This is a genomic window from Pseudoalteromonas sp. SG43-4, from assembly GCF_014164325.1.
GTDB lineage: Bacteria > Pseudomonadota > Gammaproteobacteria > Enterobacterales > Alteromonadaceae > Pseudoalteromonas > Pseudoalteromonas distincta.
Genome location: NZ_JACJFB010000001.1, coordinates 418,468 through 433,425 on the forward strand (window position 1 = coordinate 418,468; position 14,958 = coordinate 433,425).

Consider the following 14,958-nt stretch of genomic DNA (forward strand, 5'->3'; position numbering starts at 1 on the left):
TAAGCCTGGCGTACCAGTTATTAAATTACAGTGGAGCATTTTAATGAAATACTTTTTTGTACTGCTACTATCAATCAGCTCTTTTAACGTATTAGCCGTTGAAGTAGTCATACATAACCTTAGCTCGCTCTCAAGTAATGCTCAAAATACGGTGTCTACATGGGTTAATCAAAGTGTTGAAAAAACACAAAATACACTGGGGCCTTTAAAGCAAACCACTTTGCCTATTTATTTAAAACCGCAATACTTTGCTTTTGAGCCTGTACCTTGGGCTACAGTTAAGCGCAATAGCCCAGATGGGATTGAACTACATATAGATCGCTACGCCAGTTTAAATGCATTCACTAAAGATTGGACGCTATACCATGAACTTTCGCATTTATATTTGCCGCTACTTCCCTACTCCGGTTTTTGGCTAAGCGAGGGTTTTGCCAGTTATATGCAAAACGTAATAATGCGTGACAGCGGTATAATCACCCAGCCACAGTTTGTACAACGTTTAAATGCAGGATTTGATCGTGCCCGCCTGCAAACCAAAACTAAAACACAGCCACTTAATAAGCTCTCTGCCGATATGTGGAAACAACGCGCCCAGCAACGTGTTTATTGGACGGGTGCGGCTTTTTTTGCACAGGCCGACCTTAAGCTACAAAAACAAGGTTTATCTGTCGCGGGTATAATAAAACAGTATCAAACATGCTGTAGACCCGCTAGTTCTAGTGCTAAAACCTTTATAAAAGAGTTAGATAAGTTATCCGGCAGCAGCATTTTTACAACGCTGTATGCAAAATATAATACCCGTACTGATTTTCCTGATATTAATAAAAAGCAGCTAAACACGCTTTAACGGCTGCTCTGTTTTATATAGCTACTATATTCAACCAGCCCTTGCGCATTAAAATTGGTTGAGTACTCGTTCATAAAACCATGCAAAAAATTGGTTTTATAGCACTTAACACCCGCTTTGGTGCTTAAAGCTTTAATAACTTCATCAACATTAAAGTGACTCTCACTTTCTGGGAATATGAATTCACAGGGTACATTTGCATCTAACGCTAAATAATTACGAATTTGCGACGGATAAAAGCCAATTAACTTTTTAAGGTGTGTATTGCCTGTTAATAACTGTGCCCGCCATGCTGCACTTGCCCCTGCGCTAAACGCAATACATGTGGTCGGCACTTTTAAACTCTCAAAGCATTCTAGAAGTTTGTCCGTGTATTTGTCATGGCCACACTGCTGTATAAAATTATTATAACTATCTTGTTCACTTTCAATAGCTTGAATCTTGTTATTGTATGGGTCAACAATCACTAAATTTGAACTAATTGCCTGTGATAACTTACTTAAAGCAGGGGTTAAACCATAAATATCACTTACTATTAGGTAATTCATACTTATCCTTTGGTAACTAAAAATGGGCTTTGTAAGCAGTTGATAAGATTTATTATAAATATTTTTATAATAAATAGCTTGCACACAATTTATATATAAGTTACCTTCCCTCTCTGGTTTAAAGAAACCGCCGCGGTTAACCATTTACCCTGATCCAGTAAGCCCCGCAAAACGTATATTTGAAAGCTAAGTTATTGTACGGCGAGAACCCCTTGAATAATACCGAGATGATTTTTTACTATCATCGCAAAAGTGTCATAAAGATCGTCAACACTGTAATGAAGCTAAACACAACATCGTTAATTTATTGACTGCAATTTGCTATACAAATATAGCGCAGAATAAATAACAAGAATAAAGTGAGTTTTATTATGTCTTATAAATATAACGGGTCTATGATCCAAATAGCACATCCAGTGCAATCAATTTCAGTAAACAAACATCGTGTAATCTTCAGTGATACACAAGGTTTAAAAAATGCATTATTTCAAAAAGCGAGTGATGCACGCCAGTTTGTTAAGTGGCTAAAAGCTAACTAAGCAACATATAACTTTAATTGCCATTCTATTATTGCAATTATTGATAAGATATTATGCCAGCCTTGTTGCTGGCATTTTACTTTTTAGCCCTTTATTGGTTACAATAGTTTTACAATAATAATTACTGGTAGCTGTTGTAATGCTCCGTATATTTTTAACTTTCTTACTTTTTTTCTGTCTGAGCTCAATAAGCAATGCTAGAACCATAAACTGGCTAGCGCACGATTTTGCACCCTATTATATTTTAAATGGTCAATATCAACACCAAGGCCGTGACGAAAGCATAATTTCTTTACTTGAAAAACAACTTCCTAATATTACCTTTAACCGCATGCTTATCCCCTCAGGTAAAGTAATTCAAGAGCTGTCTAATACTTCAAATAATGTTTGTGCGTTATCGCTTTATAAAAATGATTACAGAAAAGAGCATATTTATTTCACAGACGAAAGCTCAACAACAGGCCTCTCGCCTTCAATAGCAATGCATAAAAAGCTGGCCAAAGCGCTAAATATAGCGGAATCAAAAGAAGTATCACTACTCAATTTAATACAAGATAAAAAACTAACTCTTGGAGTTTCTATGAGCCGCTCTTACGGCCAAGAGATAGATACTTTAATAAACAGTACACCCAACATTGATTTAGTAATTAGACCCACACGCGATAGTCTAGCGAGCCTTACATATATGCTTAACCTAAAACGAATTGATATTTTGCTGGGTTACCCAAGCGAGCATTACTATTTAGCTAAATCAATGCACTTTGAAGAAAACTTAACGCAGCGTCCATTAACCGAATCTCCAGCGCTCAGTTATGGCTTTATTGGTTGTACTAAAAACGAGCAAGGCGCAAAAGACATCGCTATTCTTAATGAGCAGCTTAAAGTTATTAAAAAAACGCAGGCTTATAACGATTTACTTATGCGCTGGTTGCCTGAGGATTTAAGGCCTCTATTAAAGTCACGTATTAATAGCACAAAATAAACAAATTCAAAGTCGCTTAATTTGAGTTTCTGTTAAGCAAAAAAAACGCCACAGTAAGTGGCGTTTTTATATTCAATAACTGTATTACTTACGAACGCCTTCTATTGATAAAATAATATCAACATGAGTAGATGCAGGCCCTAAGTTGTAATCAATACCGTAGTCGGTAAGTTTAAGGCTGGTTTCGCCTTCAAAACCTACGCGGTATCCACCCCACGGATCTTTACCTTCACCCACTTTATCTATTTCAAAGGTAATAGTTTTAGTTACGCCATGCAGCGTAAATTCGCCGGTTACGTCGGCCTCTTCACCATCTTCATCAAATTTAATGCTGGTGCTTTTAAATGTCGCTTTTGGGTATTTATCCACATTTAAAAAATCTTTACCATGTAGGTGCTTATCACGCTCTGCATGGTTAGAATCAAGGCTTGTGGTGTCAATATTTACCATAATTTTTGATGCATCAGGATTTTTAGCATCGTAACTAAATGTGCCGTCAAAAGTATTAAAACGACCATATAACCAGCTGTAACCTAAGTGTTTAATTTTAAAGTTAACAGATGCGTGCCCGCCTTTCGTATCAATTACATAATCAGCTGCATTAGCGGCTGTTGCCGATAACATCATTGCAGCCGAAACGGCTGTGCTTACTAATAATTTTTTCATTTTAATCATCCTTTAATGGTTTGATCATTCTGATTAAGGTTTTATCTTTATCGATAAAGTGATGTTTTAACGCCCCTAGTGCATGAAGTACTGCAAACCCGATTAATGTGCACGCGCCATAATAATGTACTTTTCCTGCAATATCGGCTTGGTCATCAAATGCAAAATCAAGCGCTGATACATTAAATAAGGTAAACACTTCTATTGGACGTCCGTCTGCGGTTGATATTAAATACCCTGCAACAACTATAACGGCCAAAATAATATACATAGCAATATGCGCAGTATGTGCTAATTGGTTCATGCCTTTACTTTCACCTAATGGTTTAGGTTGTGTAGATAAAGCACGCCATAAAATTCTAAATAAAAATACCGCCACAAGTGTAATACCAATGCTTTTATGTAAATCGAGCGAGCCTTTATACCAGCTATCATAATAAGTAAGCTCAACCATATATAAACCTAAACCAAACAGGCCAAAAATAGTCAACGCCATGAGCCAATGTAAAATAATGGCGACAAGTCCGTAAGATGAAGGTGTATTTTTAAACATGTGTAACGTCCTATAATGCTATGACGTTACAATATAGTGCATAGCCGTAAATGAAAATAACATTTACAAACACTTTACGTGCGTATACGCACAGAACTTTGATAATTAAAGTCAGTTTTTAAAAGTTGAGGATTAAACAGATAAGTTTATAGGGTGGATTGCTCGCTCAAGCTGACATAAATTAAGCTCTCTGGGCTTACTTGCAAACAAGTAACAAGTCCTTCTTTAATGAGCTCTAGCATGGCTATAAAACTAACCACAACACCACTACGCCCTTCATCAGGCGTAAAAAGCGCATTAAATACCACTGCTGAATTTGCTTTCGATAGCTGTTGTAATATTTGGCTCATTCTCTCTCGGGTTGAGAGTACTTCAGCAGTAATTTGATGATGTTCAAACGTTTTTGCTCGCGCCATAACATCACTCAACGCCAGCATTAAGTCTTTAAGTTCAATATCAGGGAGGTTATGACTTGTGTCTTCATTTATTGGCATAGCGGCATGCGCTATAAAAATATCACGCCCAACACGGGGAATATCATCGAGGTTTTCGGCGGCTTTTTTAAATAACTCATATTCTTGCAGGCGTTTAATAAGCTCAGCGCGAGGGTCTTCTTCCTCTTCAAGTTCTTCGTGAACAGGGAGTAATAAGCGCGACTTAATTTGTGCAAGTAACGCAGCCATTACTAAATATTCACCGGCAAGTTCGAGTTGAAACTCGGTCATCATTTCAACATAACTTACATACTGCTCTGTAATACTAAAAATAGAAAGATCGAGCACATCAAGCTTATGCTTTTTAATTAAATAAAGCAGTAAATCGAGCGGGCCTTCAAAGGTTTCTAATATTATTTCGAGCGCATCGGGCGGAATATATAAGTCTTCTGGTTTATCTACAACCGCTTTACCATGCAAAAAAGCCAGTGGCAGCTTATGCTGCACTGGCTTTTCACTACTTTTTGTATCAGCAGTACTTTCGCTCACTTGTTATTACTCAAACGGGCTTGTATCACCACAGCCAACACGTAATATTTGAACTTCATCTTCTGACAAATCGATTACTGTGGTTGCTTGCTCTGGCAAGTAACCACCGTGAATAATTAAATCAACGTGCTTATCTAATCGCTCTAATATTTCATCAGGATCTGATTCTGTAAATTGTTGCCCTGGTAAAATTAAAGAACACGACATTAGCGGCTCGCCAAGTTCGGCAAGTAACGCACAAGCAATTGGGTGTTCAATTACACGCATGCCAATGGTTTTTTTCTTGTCGTTTAATAAACGCTTAGGGACTTCTTTTGTGCCTTTAAAAATAAAGGTATAAGGCCCTGGCGTATTATTTTTAATTAATCTAAATAGCTGGTTATCTACACGTGCATAAGTAGATAGCTCCGATAAATCACGGCACACTAGCGTAAAATTATCGTTTTTTTCAATACCACGAATACGCTCTATGCGCTCTTTGGCTTGCTTATTACCAATGTTACAGCCAATGGCATAGCCCGAATCTGTTGGGTAAACAACAACACCGCCTTGTTTAATAATATCAACGGCTTGACTAATCAATCTTGGTTGCGGGTTATCAGGATGAATATGGAATAATTGACTCATGTTAATGCCCCTTCTTGTCCTTCCCAAACTTGCCAAACACCTTGGCAGTCTTTCGGTAAGTATAAATTTTTGCCAAGCTCTAAATAGCTTGTCGGAAAATGAAAATCAGACCCTTGCGAGCAAAGTAGTTCGTACTCACGGCTGAGTTCACCTAAAAATTGACGTTCGCTTGGCGCCTGTTGAGGTTGTGCAATTTCCATTGCGTCTCCTCCTACACTTTTAAATTCTACTAATAATTTGCGTAGCCACTTGTTTGACATTTGATAGCTACTTGGGTGCGCAAGTACAGCAACACCACCAGCAGCATGTATTGCCTCTACAGCGGTTTGCATGGTGCACCAGCAACTAGGTACATAGCCTGTTTTGCCGCGCCCTAAGTACTTTTTAAAAACACCCGGGAAATTTTTAGCTACACCGCGCTCAATAAGAGCGCGTGCAAAATGTGCGCGCGTAATTTGCGCGTCTTTTGCCAGCTCTTTAGCTTGCTCGTAAATGCCATCAAAGCCATTTTTTGCAAGGCGTGCGCCAATTTCTAGTGCACGCTCTTCTCGCTTTTGCTGCTGAGCCGTTAATAAAGAAGTAAGGTCAATATTATTAATATCAATATTTAAACCTACAATATGAATTTCGAAGCTTTCCCATTTGGTAGACACTTCGGTACCCGTTATTAATGAAAGCGGTAAGTTTTCTGCTTCAATAAATTGCTGAGCAGGCTTAATAGCCGCCACAGTGTCATGATCGGTAATAGCAAACACATCAATATTTTTATCAACAGCGCGATGCAATAATTCTTCAACCGTCAAACGCCCGTCTGAATGTGTAGTATGGCTATGTAAATCGTATTTTATCAAAAGAAAACTGCTTAAAATTAAGGGTTACTGGTGTTTATGTAAGTATAACAACTTTTTTGACTAAATTGTTTTAAATAAACACTTGACACAAAAGCATAAGATACGTTTTACTGTAGCCACTTTCAGACACATTAAGAATTAACAATAATGATCAATTCAAACTTAAACACTATTTGGTGGTGGCACTCGTAATTTTCGGGTGATGAATTGTCGTGTCTAGCAAAAATTCAAAACCCGCAACTATGCGGGTTTTTTTATAACTAAATTTTACGAAACGAATACGTTAAAAATATTTAATAAATTTTGAGGCAGAAAAACATGAATAACGGTCTTACTCTTACACATCGTTGGTGGTGGCGCCTGATATAGCGGGACGGTAATGATCTGTTTGTAATTTAGATATCGTTATTCAAACCCCGCATTGCAAAAGCACTGCGGGGTTTAATTTTTTGAGGGAATGAGGTTTGATTTTTAGTCATATAACTACCACACCAGGCGAAGTAACAAGCATTACGCAAGTACGCGACTATATTAGTAGCCCTCTTGCATTATACGCGGCACTTGATAAGCCTAACTCACTACTGCTTGAATCGGCTGAGATTGATTCTAAAGACAGTGTAAAAAGCTTAATTTTAGTTGATAGCGCCCTGCGCATTGTATGTAAGGGTAAAACGGTAACTGTTAGCGCACAATCTAATAACGGCAAGCAATTATTAAGCTACTTACAAGCAAATGTTAAGAGCTGTGATTCACAATTAAACGACACAACGCTTACACTTAACTACCAAGACACCAGCAGCGATATAGACGAAGCAAGTAAGCTTGTTGCCGATAACGCTTTCAGCGCTCTTCGTACCTGTATTAACAGTATTCAAAGCACTACCGAAAATCCGTTTTCGGTATTTTTAGGCGGTGTGTTTGCCTACGACATGGTGGCAAACTTTGAGCAATTAAGTGATGTACCTGATGGCGAAAACACCTGCCCAGATTACGTATTTTATTTAGCTGAAACGTTAGTTGTTATTGATCATCAAAAGCAAACAACCGAACTCATTGGTAATGTATTTAACGGCCCAGACGTACACGCTAACTGTTTTGAAGTAGGTAAAGAGCTTGAGCGGTTAAATACGCTGTGCGATAACGCAGCAGAATTTAGTGCGGATATGCAAAGTGGCGAATGTGAAGTAAGCGTTGATATAAGCGACGAAACGTATTGCGAGCAAGTTGTTAAGCTTAAAAAGAACATTGTAGATGGTGATATTTTTCAGGTAGTGCCGTCGCGTACATTTTCACTACCTTGCCCTGATTCTTTACATGCGTATAGTCAGCTTAAAAAGCAAAACCCAAGCCCTTACATGTTTTATATGCGCGATGAAGACTTTGCATTATTTGGCGCGTCTCCTGAGTCGGCCCTTAAGTACGACGTAAGTAATCAGCAAGTAGAAGTTTACCCAATTGCTGGTACTCGAGCGCGCGGCAAATTTGCTAACGGGCAAATAAACCCAGACCTAGACAGCCGTATTGAGCTGGAACTAAGAAATGATCAAAAAGAGCGCGCCGAGCATTTAATGCTTGTTGATTTAGCGCGTAACGACGTCGCCCGCATTAGTGTTGCAGGTACTCGTTTTGCCAAAGAGTTATTAAAAGTAGACCGCTATTCACAGGTAATGCATTTAGTTTCACGCGTTGTTGGCACATTAAAACCAGAACTTGATGCACTGCACGCTTACCAAGCGTGTATGAACATGGGCACCCTTGTTGGTGCACCAAAAGTACGTGCTGCTGAGCTTGTACGTCAAACAGAAGGGAAACGCCGTGGCAGTTATGGCGGCGCTGTAGGTTACTTAACCGGTGATGGCGCAATGGATAGTTGTATTGTTATTCGCTCTGCTTTTGTTAAAAATAACATAGCCTACGTGCAAGCAGGTGCAGGTGTAGTGTTTGACTCAGATCCTATTTCAGAAGCAAACGAAACTCGCGCTAAAGCACAAGCGGTTATCACCGCCATAAAATCTACGTATAAGGCGGTATAAAATGAGTAAAGCGAATCCTATTAAAATCTATTTTTTAGATAACTTTGACTCATTTACATATAACTTAGTTGATGAGCTTACGATGCTTGGCTGCGAACTTGTTGTTTACAGAAACAACATTAGCGCTGAGGTTATTTTTAATAAAATGCGCCAAGAGCAAGGCCAAGTACTATTAGTACTTTCCCCAGGTCCTGGCACACCAAGCGATGCAGGCTGTTTAATGGAGCTTATTGAGCTCTCTAAAGGCCACTTCCCAATGCTAGGCATTTGTTTAGGCCAACAAGCATTAACACAAAGCTATGGCGGAGTAATCGGTCACGCGGGTGAAACCGTACATGGTAAGTCTTCAATTATTAATTTAGGCGAACATCCTGTATTTGATGGTATGGGCAATACAATGCCTGTAGCACGTTACCATTCATTAATGGCAACAAAAGTGCCTGATAATATAAAGGTTATTGCCCAGTACGAAGATATCCCAATGGCTATTTATCATCATGATGACAACGCATTGGGTTATCAATTTCATCCAGAATCAATACTGACGCCAAACGGCGCAATGCTACTTCAGCAAAGTGTCGCTTACTTAACACGTGCCAAATAATAGAGGACATTATGAGTACACAACCAGAACAACCCATAAATGTTCAACACGCTATTGAACAACTAATTACAGGGCAATCATTAAGCTACGCAGACGCCAAAGCACTGTTTGATGAAATAATGCAAGGTAACATGAGCGAGATTGAGCTAACCGCCCTAATAATAAGCCTTAAAATTAAAGGCGAAGTAAGCGATGAAATAGCAGGTGCTGCAGCCTCAATGCGCGAAAACGCTGTTGCTTTTACTACCAGCAGTACACAACTTGCTGATAGCTGTGGCACTGGCGGCGATGGCTCAAACACAATTAATATAAGCACAACAGCAGCCATAGTTGCCGCTGCTGCCGGTATTAACATGGTAAAACATGGTAATCGCAGTGTATCGAGTAATTCAGGCTCTGCCGACTTACTAAAAGCGCTGGGAATTAATATAGATATGAGCCCAGAGCAGGCAGCAAAATGCCTTGAGCAAACCAATTTTACCTTTTTGTTTGCACCGCACTATCACAGTGGCGTACGCCATGCGATGGGCGTGCGTACAGCGCTTAAAACACGCACTATTTTTAATATTTTAGGCCCGCTTGCTAACCCAGCAGCACCTGATGTGCAATTGTTAGGTGTGTACAACGAAGCGTTATGTATGCCAATGGCACAAACACTTAAAACCCTTGGCACAAAGCGCGCTATGATTGTTCACGGCTCGGGCACTGACGAAATAGCTCTACACGGTCCAACAACGGTAGTTGAGCTGAATAATGGCGAGCTTACACAGTACACACTAAACCCAAGCGACTTTGACCTTGCAAACTATTCACTTGAACAACTCGCTGGTGAAGGCCCACAATACAACGCAAATGCTAGCCTTGCCATCTTACAAGGCAAAGGCACAGATGCACATAATGCTGCCATTGTGGTTAACGTAGCTGCCCTTTTATACCTAACAGGTAAAGTAGAAACGTTAAAAGAAGGGGCAAAGCAAGTACAAACATTATTAAGTTCAGGGCAAGCCATGAACACACTAAATGCAATTATTGAGGTAAGTAATGGCTAATGTATTAGACAAAATTGTTGCTGATAAAAAATTAGAACTAATTGAGCGTAAAGCCGCACGCCCGCTTGAAAGCTTTAAACACCTTGCAGTGCCTACAAGCCGTAGTTTTTACAAAGCATTAGCAGCCCCAGGCACACAGTTTATTTTAGAGTGTAAAAAAGCATCGCCTTCAAAAGGGCTAATTAGAGAGCCATTTGATTTAACCGAAATCACATCGGTTTATAAAAAATACGCTACCTGCATGAGCGTGTTAACTGATGCTAAATATTTTCAAGGCAGTTTTGACTATCTTGAATTTGTGCGCAGCCAAGTAGAACAACCGCTTATCTGTAAAGACTTTTTTATAGATGAGTACCAAGTGTATATGGCGCGTATTTATGGTGGTGACGCTATATTACTGATGCTTTCAGTACTCGATGACGAAAGCTATAAAGCACTGCACGCAGTTGCCGATTCTCTGAATATGTCGGTATTAACCGAAGTAAGTAATGAAGAAGAAGTACACCGTGCACTTGCGCTTGATGCACAAATTATTGGTATTAATAACCGTGATTTACGCGATTTAAGCACCGATTTAGCCACTACCGAAAAGCTACGCAAACTTATTCCGGCTGATAAAGTGGTTATTTCGGAATCGGGTATTTACACCCACCAAGACGTAAAACGTTTAGCTCCATTATGCGATGGTTTTTTAATTGGCAGCTCACTTATGGGCGAGCGTGATTTAGAGCAAGCATGTCGCCGTGTTATTTTAGGTGACAATAAAGTATGTGGTTTAACACGTACCAAAGATGCACAAGCGGCATATCAAAACGGTGCTATTTACGGGGGTTTAATTTTTCATCCTAAATCGCCACGCTATGTTGATTTAGATTGCGCAAAAGAGCTTAGCCAAAGTGCCCCGCTTAATTTTGTGGGTGTGTTTGTAGATGCCCCAATTGATCAAGTTGCTCAATACGCAAGTGTGCTAAAATTGGCGGCAGTTCAATTACATGGTCAAGAAAGTGACGATTACATCGCTCAGTTGCGTACACAGTTACCTACCGGCTGCGAGATTTGGAAAGCCCAAGCAATAAAAGATGCATTGCCAACGCCTGTAAATGGCGTTGACCGACACCTTTACGATACACACAGCGATACACAAGCTGGCGGTACTGGTAAAGCATTTGATTGGTCGGTGCTTCATGATGCAACCACTCCGTTTATGCTCGCTGGAGGCTTAAATCCAGACAATATTAAAGATGCGCTTTTTAAAGGTGCCTTAGGCCTTGATTTAAACTCAGGCGTTGAAGAATCTGCGGGTAAAAAGTGCCCTAACAAATTACATAATGCTTTTACAAGCATCAGAAATTATTGAGGTTAAAATGCAAAATCCAGCTTATTTTGGCGAGTTTGGCGGTATGTTTGTACCCGAGTTACTTGTCCCTGCGCTTAAGCAGTTAGAAAACGAATTTAACAAAGCACAAAAAGATCCTGAGTTTCAGGCTGAGCTAAGTAAATTATTAAACGAGTATGCGGGTCGTCCTACCCCACTTACTTTAACGCGCAATTTAGTTAAAAACCCAAAAGTAAAACTGTATCTAAAGCGTGAAGACTTATTACACGGCGGCGCACATAAAACCAACCAAGTACTTGGCCAAGCGTTACTTACTAAGCGCATGGGTAAAAAACAAGTAATTGCTGAAACAGGCGCAGGCCAACACGGCGTTGCAACCGCGCTTGCATGTGCATTACTGGGTTTAAAATGTCGAATTTATATGGGCGCAAAAGACGTTGAACGTCAGCAACCTAACGTATTTAGAATGAAGTTAATGGGCGCAGAGGTTATTCCGGTAACAGCGGGTTCTGGCACATTAAAAGATGCAGTAAATGAAGCCCTGCGTGACTGGTCAGCTAATTATCAAGACGCGCACTACCTACTAGGCACAGCTGCTGGTCCTCACCCATTCCCAACAATTGTACGTGAGTATCAAAAAGTTATTGGTGAAGAAGCTAAGCAACAAGTACTTAAAGCAGAAGGTCGTTTACCTGACGCTGTAATTGCCTGTGTTGGTGGTGGTTCAAACGCAATTGGTATGTTCACCGACTTTATTGACGAGCCAGGCGTTAAATTAATTGGTGTTGAGCCTGCTGGGAAAGGGCTTGATACAAATGAGCACGGTGCAACAATTTGTAAAGGCACTAAAGGTATATTACACGGTACTTACACGTACATTATGCAAAACGACGATGGCCAAATTGAAGAGTCTTACTCTGTATCAGCGGGTCTTGATTATCCTGCGGTTGGTCCTCAGCACGCATTTTTACATGAAACCGGTCGAGCGCAATACGTGGGTATCACAGATACAGAAGCGCTTGATGCGTTTCAATCACTTGCTAAAAACGAAGGGATCATTCCGGCGCTTGAATCAAGCCATGCGCTTGCTTATGCACTTAAATATGCAGAAGAGCAAACCGAAGAAAGCGTTTTAGTTATTAATTTAAGTGGTCGTGGCGATAAAGATTTAGCACACGTTCACAATGTACTATCTGAAAGAGGTCAGCTATGAGCCAAGTAAAAATGGATCGTTACGGTAAAATGTTTGCAGCGCTTAACGAGAAAAAACAAGGTGCGTTTGTACCATTTGTAACAATTGGCGACCCAGGTAAAGAGCAAAGTGTTGCGATTATTAAAAGCCTAATTGACGGCGGCGCTGATGCACTTGAGCTTGGTATTCCGTTTTCTGACCCGATTGCTGATGGCCCTGTAATTCAAAAAGCAAATATTCGCGCACTTGATGTGCACATTAACACGCAAGATTGCTTTGATGTTATTAAAGAGATACGCGAGTATAACGCCGATATTCCAATTGGATTATTGCTTTACTCAAACCTTGTTTTTAAGCGCGGCATAGAAGCATTTTATAAAGATGCAAAAGCGGTAGGTGTAGACTCTATTTTAGTGGCTGACGTGCCTCTGCATGAATCTAAAATATTTAGAAAGTCAGCAATGGATAACGGTGTAGACCCAATTTTTATTGCCACACCTAATGCAGATGACGACACTCTTCGCCAATGCGCCTCTTACGGTCGTGGTTATACGTATTTACTATCGCGCGCTGGTGTTACCGGTACCGATACAAAAGCACAAATGCCAGCGGGTAATATTGTTACTAAATTAAAAGAATACCATGCAGCTCCTGCTCTTTTAGGATTTGGTATTTCAACGCCAGATGATGTAAAAGCGGCACTTAATGCAGGCGCAGCAGGTGCTATTTCAGGCTCTGCTGTAGTTAAAATTATTGAAGCTAACCTTAACGATTTAGACGCAATGACAACGCAGTTAAAAGCATTTGTTAGTGAAATGAAAGCGGCAACCGCATTATAAAAAGTGTAAATTTACGCATTAAAAAAGGGCAATTAAATGCCCTTTTTTGTTTTTTAAAAGCAAATTAGTGAGCTTGGTGTTTACCCTCTAAAATCTCTTCAATAAATTTAGCATTAAATGCTTCTAAATCAGCTGGGCTTCGGCTTGTTACCAAACCTTGGTCTACACATACTTCTTGGTCAACCCAATTAGCACCTGCATTAATTAAATCGCTTTTAATACTAGGAAAAGAAGTAATAGTACGGTCGCGCAATTTATTAATTTCAGCTAATAACCACGGTGCGTGGCAAATAGCAGCAACGGGTTTGTTTTTTTCTGCGCCAAAAAAGCCATCAATAAATGCTTTAGCATCTTTATCTTGGCGTAAACTGTCTGGATTAAATAAACCACCAGGAAGCATAAGCGCGTCGTAATCAGCAGGGTCCGCGTTTGTAACTAGTTTATCTACTGCTACTTTATCGCCCCACTTGTCTTCATCCCAGCCAGTAATTTGGCCTTCTCTAATTGATACTATTTCGATGTTTGCACCAGCATCAAGTAATGCGCTGCGTGGAGATAAAAGCTCACTTTGCTCAAACCCATCAGTGGCTAAAATTGCGATTTTTTTGCCTTGTAAACGTGTGCTTGTTTGTAATGTACTCATTGAGATCTCCTTATTTTCTTAAAAGGTATATTTAAAATACACAATCAAAAAAGCACGATGTGTGCCGATAACAAGCAATTGAAAATAAAGGATTTAATTTAAGTAGGATTTGTAATGCCATGTAAATTATTTAGAGATTATGAATAATGTACATAGAGGAGATATAAACACGGCTTTGATACTCGGTGATTTAAATACAGAAGCTTCGCTTCTCGCGTGAGCAAGCTCAACGCCTACAACTAACGCTCGGCATTATGTTTATTTTGTAGACGCACAACTTGTTGGCGTGATGGGCAAAGCCCATAATTTTATGTTTAATAACTCCACGCAAAGCTCAATCAACGACCAAGCTAAGTAATGCTATTTAAAGCAGATCTTTTAACGCCTTAGCTGGTTTAAAAACCGCTTTATTTGCGCCTTCTATTTCAATTGCAGCCCCTGTTTGTGGGTTACGCCCAGTACGCGCTGGGTAATAACTTAGCGCAAAGGTACCAAAGCCATTAATTTGAACTTGATCGCCCTCAGAAAGCGATTTAGTAATGACTTTTTGCAAGCTTGAAAGTGCCGCTTGAGAATCTTTTTTTGTTAATTCACTTTTGTGTGCAATGGCAGCAACGAGTTCTGCTTTATTCATTTTAGGCTCCTAAATACACGCCAAATCAGTGT

At 39.8% G+C, this 14,958-nt stretch carries 17 protein-coding genes; 9 read left to right on the forward strand and 8 right to left on the reverse strand.

Annotation, left to right across the window (positions count from 1 at the left end; all coding sequences use genetic code 11):
* Positions 1-43 precede the first annotated feature (43 nt).
* Positions 44-847: a hypothetical protein gene (locus tag H5160_RS01865; protein ID WP_182736526.1), complete on the forward strand. Its 804-nt coding sequence runs from the start codon at positions 44-46 to the stop codon at positions 845-847.
* Here H5160_RS01865 and H5160_RS01870 read toward each other — a convergent pair.
* Positions 844-1,395, reverse strand: coding sequence for a hypothetical protein (locus H5160_RS01870; protein ID WP_182695149.1), 552 nt, complete (start codon positions 1,393-1,395; stop codon positions 844-846). The genes H5160_RS01865 and H5160_RS01870 overlap by 4 nt on opposite strands.
* Before the next feature lie 371 nt (positions 1,396-1,766).
* Between H5160_RS01870 and H5160_RS01875 the strand changes: the two genes are divergently transcribed.
* Both H5160_RS01875 and H5160_RS01880 read left to right on the forward strand, forming a co-directional pair.
* Positions 1,767-1,934 (forward strand): hypothetical protein, encoded by a 168-nt coding sequence (locus tag H5160_RS01875; protein ID WP_002961566.1) that lies wholly within the window; start codon positions 1,767-1,769, stop codon positions 1,932-1,934.
* 139 nt (positions 1,935-2,073) lie between these two features.
* A complete protein-coding gene (locus H5160_RS01880; RefSeq protein WP_154903278.1) occupies positions 2,074-2,916 on the forward strand; it encodes a transporter substrate-binding domain-containing protein in 843 nt (280 codons plus the stop codon).
* An 84-nt stretch (positions 2,917-3,000) separates the two neighbouring features.
* Here the strand turns inward: H5160_RS01880 and H5160_RS01885 are convergent, their stop codons facing one another.
* From H5160_RS01885 to H5160_RS01905, 5 genes are all read right to left on the reverse strand, one after another.
* On the reverse strand, positions 3,001-3,582 hold the full coding sequence (locus H5160_RS01885) for a YceI family protein (RefSeq protein WP_039489966.1): 582 nt from the start codon (positions 3,580-3,582) through the stop codon (positions 3,001-3,003).
* Between the two features lies 1 nt (position 3,583).
* Positions 3,584-4,135, reverse strand: coding sequence for a cytochrome b (locus H5160_RS01890; RefSeq protein ID WP_002961572.1), 552 nt, complete (start codon positions 4,133-4,135; stop codon positions 3,584-3,586).
* Positions 4,136-4,281: 146 nt separating this feature from the next.
* A complete protein-coding gene (locus tag H5160_RS01895) occupies positions 4,282-5,118 on the reverse strand; it encodes a ScpA family protein (protein ID WP_182672249.1) in 837 nt (278 codons plus the stop codon).
* Positions 5,119-5,124: 6 nt separating this feature from the next.
* Complete coding sequence (locus H5160_RS01900) at positions 5,125-5,745, reverse strand: L-threonylcarbamoyladenylate synthase (RefSeq protein WP_007375432.1); 621 nt, start codon at positions 5,743-5,745, stop codon at positions 5,125-5,127.
* Positions 5,742-6,596, reverse strand: coding sequence for an RNase RNM (locus tag H5160_RS01905; protein WP_182736528.1), 855 nt, complete (start codon positions 6,594-6,596; stop codon positions 5,742-5,744). Before H5160_RS01905 ends, H5160_RS01900 begins: the two co-directional genes overlap by 4 nt.
* Before the next feature lie 464 nt (positions 6,597-7,060).
* Between H5160_RS01905 and H5160_RS01910 the strand changes: the two genes are divergently transcribed.
* The 6 genes from H5160_RS01910 to trpA are packed head-to-tail and all read left to right on the forward strand — an operon-like array spanning position 7,061 to position 13,649.
* Positions 7,061-8,629, forward strand: coding sequence for an anthranilate synthase component 1 (locus tag H5160_RS01910; RefSeq protein WP_182736529.1), 1,569 nt, complete (start codon positions 7,061-7,063; stop codon positions 8,627-8,629).
* A gap of 1 nt (position 8,630) precedes the next feature.
* Positions 8,631-9,233, forward strand: coding sequence for an aminodeoxychorismate/anthranilate synthase component II (locus tag H5160_RS01915; protein ID WP_149592564.1), 603 nt, complete (start codon positions 8,631-8,633; stop codon positions 9,231-9,233).
* A gap of 11 nt (positions 9,234-9,244) precedes the next feature.
* Positions 9,245-10,282 carry an anthranilate phosphoribosyltransferase gene (gene trpD / locus H5160_RS01920; RefSeq protein WP_182736530.1) on the forward strand — a complete coding sequence of 346 codons (1,038 nt, stop codon included), beginning with the start codon at positions 9,245-9,247 and terminating at the stop codon, positions 10,280-10,282.
* A complete protein-coding gene (gene trpCF, locus H5160_RS01925) occupies positions 10,275-11,639 on the forward strand; it encodes a bifunctional indole-3-glycerol-phosphate synthase TrpC/phosphoribosylanthranilate isomerase TrpF (protein ID WP_002961581.1) in 1,365 nt (454 codons plus the stop codon). The genes trpD and trpCF overlap by 8 nt, the downstream gene beginning before the upstream one ends.
* A 7-nt stretch (positions 11,640-11,646) precedes the next feature.
* Entirely contained in the window at positions 11,647-12,831 is a 1,185-nt protein-coding gene (trpB, locus tag H5160_RS01930) for a tryptophan synthase subunit beta (RefSeq protein ID WP_002961582.1), read from the forward strand.
* Positions 12,828-13,649: a tryptophan synthase subunit alpha gene (gene trpA / locus H5160_RS01935; RefSeq protein WP_182736531.1), complete on the forward strand. Its 822-nt coding sequence runs from the start codon at positions 12,828-12,830 to the stop codon at positions 13,647-13,649. Before trpB ends, trpA begins: the two co-directional genes overlap by 4 nt.
* 64 nt (positions 13,650-13,713) lie before the next feature.
* Here the strand turns inward: trpA and H5160_RS01940 are convergent, their stop codons facing one another.
* A complete protein-coding gene (locus tag H5160_RS01940; RefSeq protein ID WP_182736532.1) occupies positions 13,714-14,292 on the reverse strand; it encodes a type 1 glutamine amidotransferase domain-containing protein in 579 nt (192 codons plus the stop codon).
* A gap of 364 nt (positions 14,293-14,656) precedes the next feature.
* Positions 14,657-14,926 (reverse strand): HU family DNA-binding protein, encoded by a 270-nt coding sequence (locus H5160_RS01945; RefSeq protein ID WP_007375441.1) that lies wholly within the window; start codon positions 14,924-14,926, stop codon positions 14,657-14,659.
* Positions 14,927-14,958 lie beyond the last annotated feature (32 nt).

What these genes read in the sequence shown, in the direction of transcription:
- H5160_RS01865 (WP_182736526.1), top strand. Translation starts at nt 44, where the DNA reads ATGAAATACTTTTTTGTACTGCTACTATCAATCAGCTCTTTTAACGTA.
- H5160_RS01870 (WP_182695149.1), bottom strand. Translation starts at nt 1,395, where the DNA reads ATGAATTACCTAATAGTAAGTGATATTTATGGTTTAACCCCTGCTTTA.
- H5160_RS01875 (WP_002961566.1), top strand. Translation starts at nt 1,767, where the DNA reads ATGTCTTATAAATATAACGGGTCTATGATCCAAATAGCACATCCAGTG.
- H5160_RS01880 (WP_154903278.1), top strand. Translation starts at nt 2,074, where the DNA reads ATGCTCCGTATATTTTTAACTTTCTTACTTTTTTTCTGTCTGAGCTCA.
- H5160_RS01885 (WP_039489966.1), bottom strand. Translation starts at nt 3,582, where the DNA reads ATGAAAAAATTATTAGTAAGCACAGCCGTTTCGGCTGCAATGATGTTA.
- H5160_RS01890 (WP_002961572.1), bottom strand. Translation starts at nt 4,135, where the DNA reads ATGTTTAAAAATACACCTTCATCTTACGGACTTGTCGCCATTATTTTA.
- H5160_RS01900 (WP_007375432.1), bottom strand. Translation starts at nt 5,745, where the DNA reads ATGAGTCAATTATTCCATATTCATCCTGATAACCCGCAACCAAGATTG.
- H5160_RS01915 (WP_149592564.1), top strand. Translation starts at nt 8,631, where the DNA reads ATGAGTAAAGCGAATCCTATTAAAATCTATTTTTTAGATAACTTTGAC.
- trpD (WP_182736530.1), top strand. Translation starts at nt 9,245, where the DNA reads ATGAGTACACAACCAGAACAACCCATAAATGTTCAACACGCTATTGAA.
- trpCF (WP_002961581.1), top strand. Translation starts at nt 10,275, where the DNA reads ATGGCTAATGTATTAGACAAAATTGTTGCTGATAAAAAATTAGAACTA.
- trpB (WP_002961582.1), top strand. Translation starts at nt 11,647, where the DNA reads ATGCAAAATCCAGCTTATTTTGGCGAGTTTGGCGGTATGTTTGTACCC.
- trpA (WP_182736531.1), top strand. Translation starts at nt 12,828, where the DNA reads ATGAGCCAAGTAAAAATGGATCGTTACGGTAAAATGTTTGCAGCGCTT.
- H5160_RS01940 (WP_182736532.1), bottom strand. Translation starts at nt 14,292, where the DNA reads ATGAGTACATTACAAACAAGCACACGTTTACAAGGCAAAAAAATCGCA.
- H5160_RS01945 (WP_007375441.1), bottom strand. Translation starts at nt 14,926, where the DNA reads ATGAATAAAGCAGAACTCGTTGCTGCCATTGCACACAAAAGTGAATTA.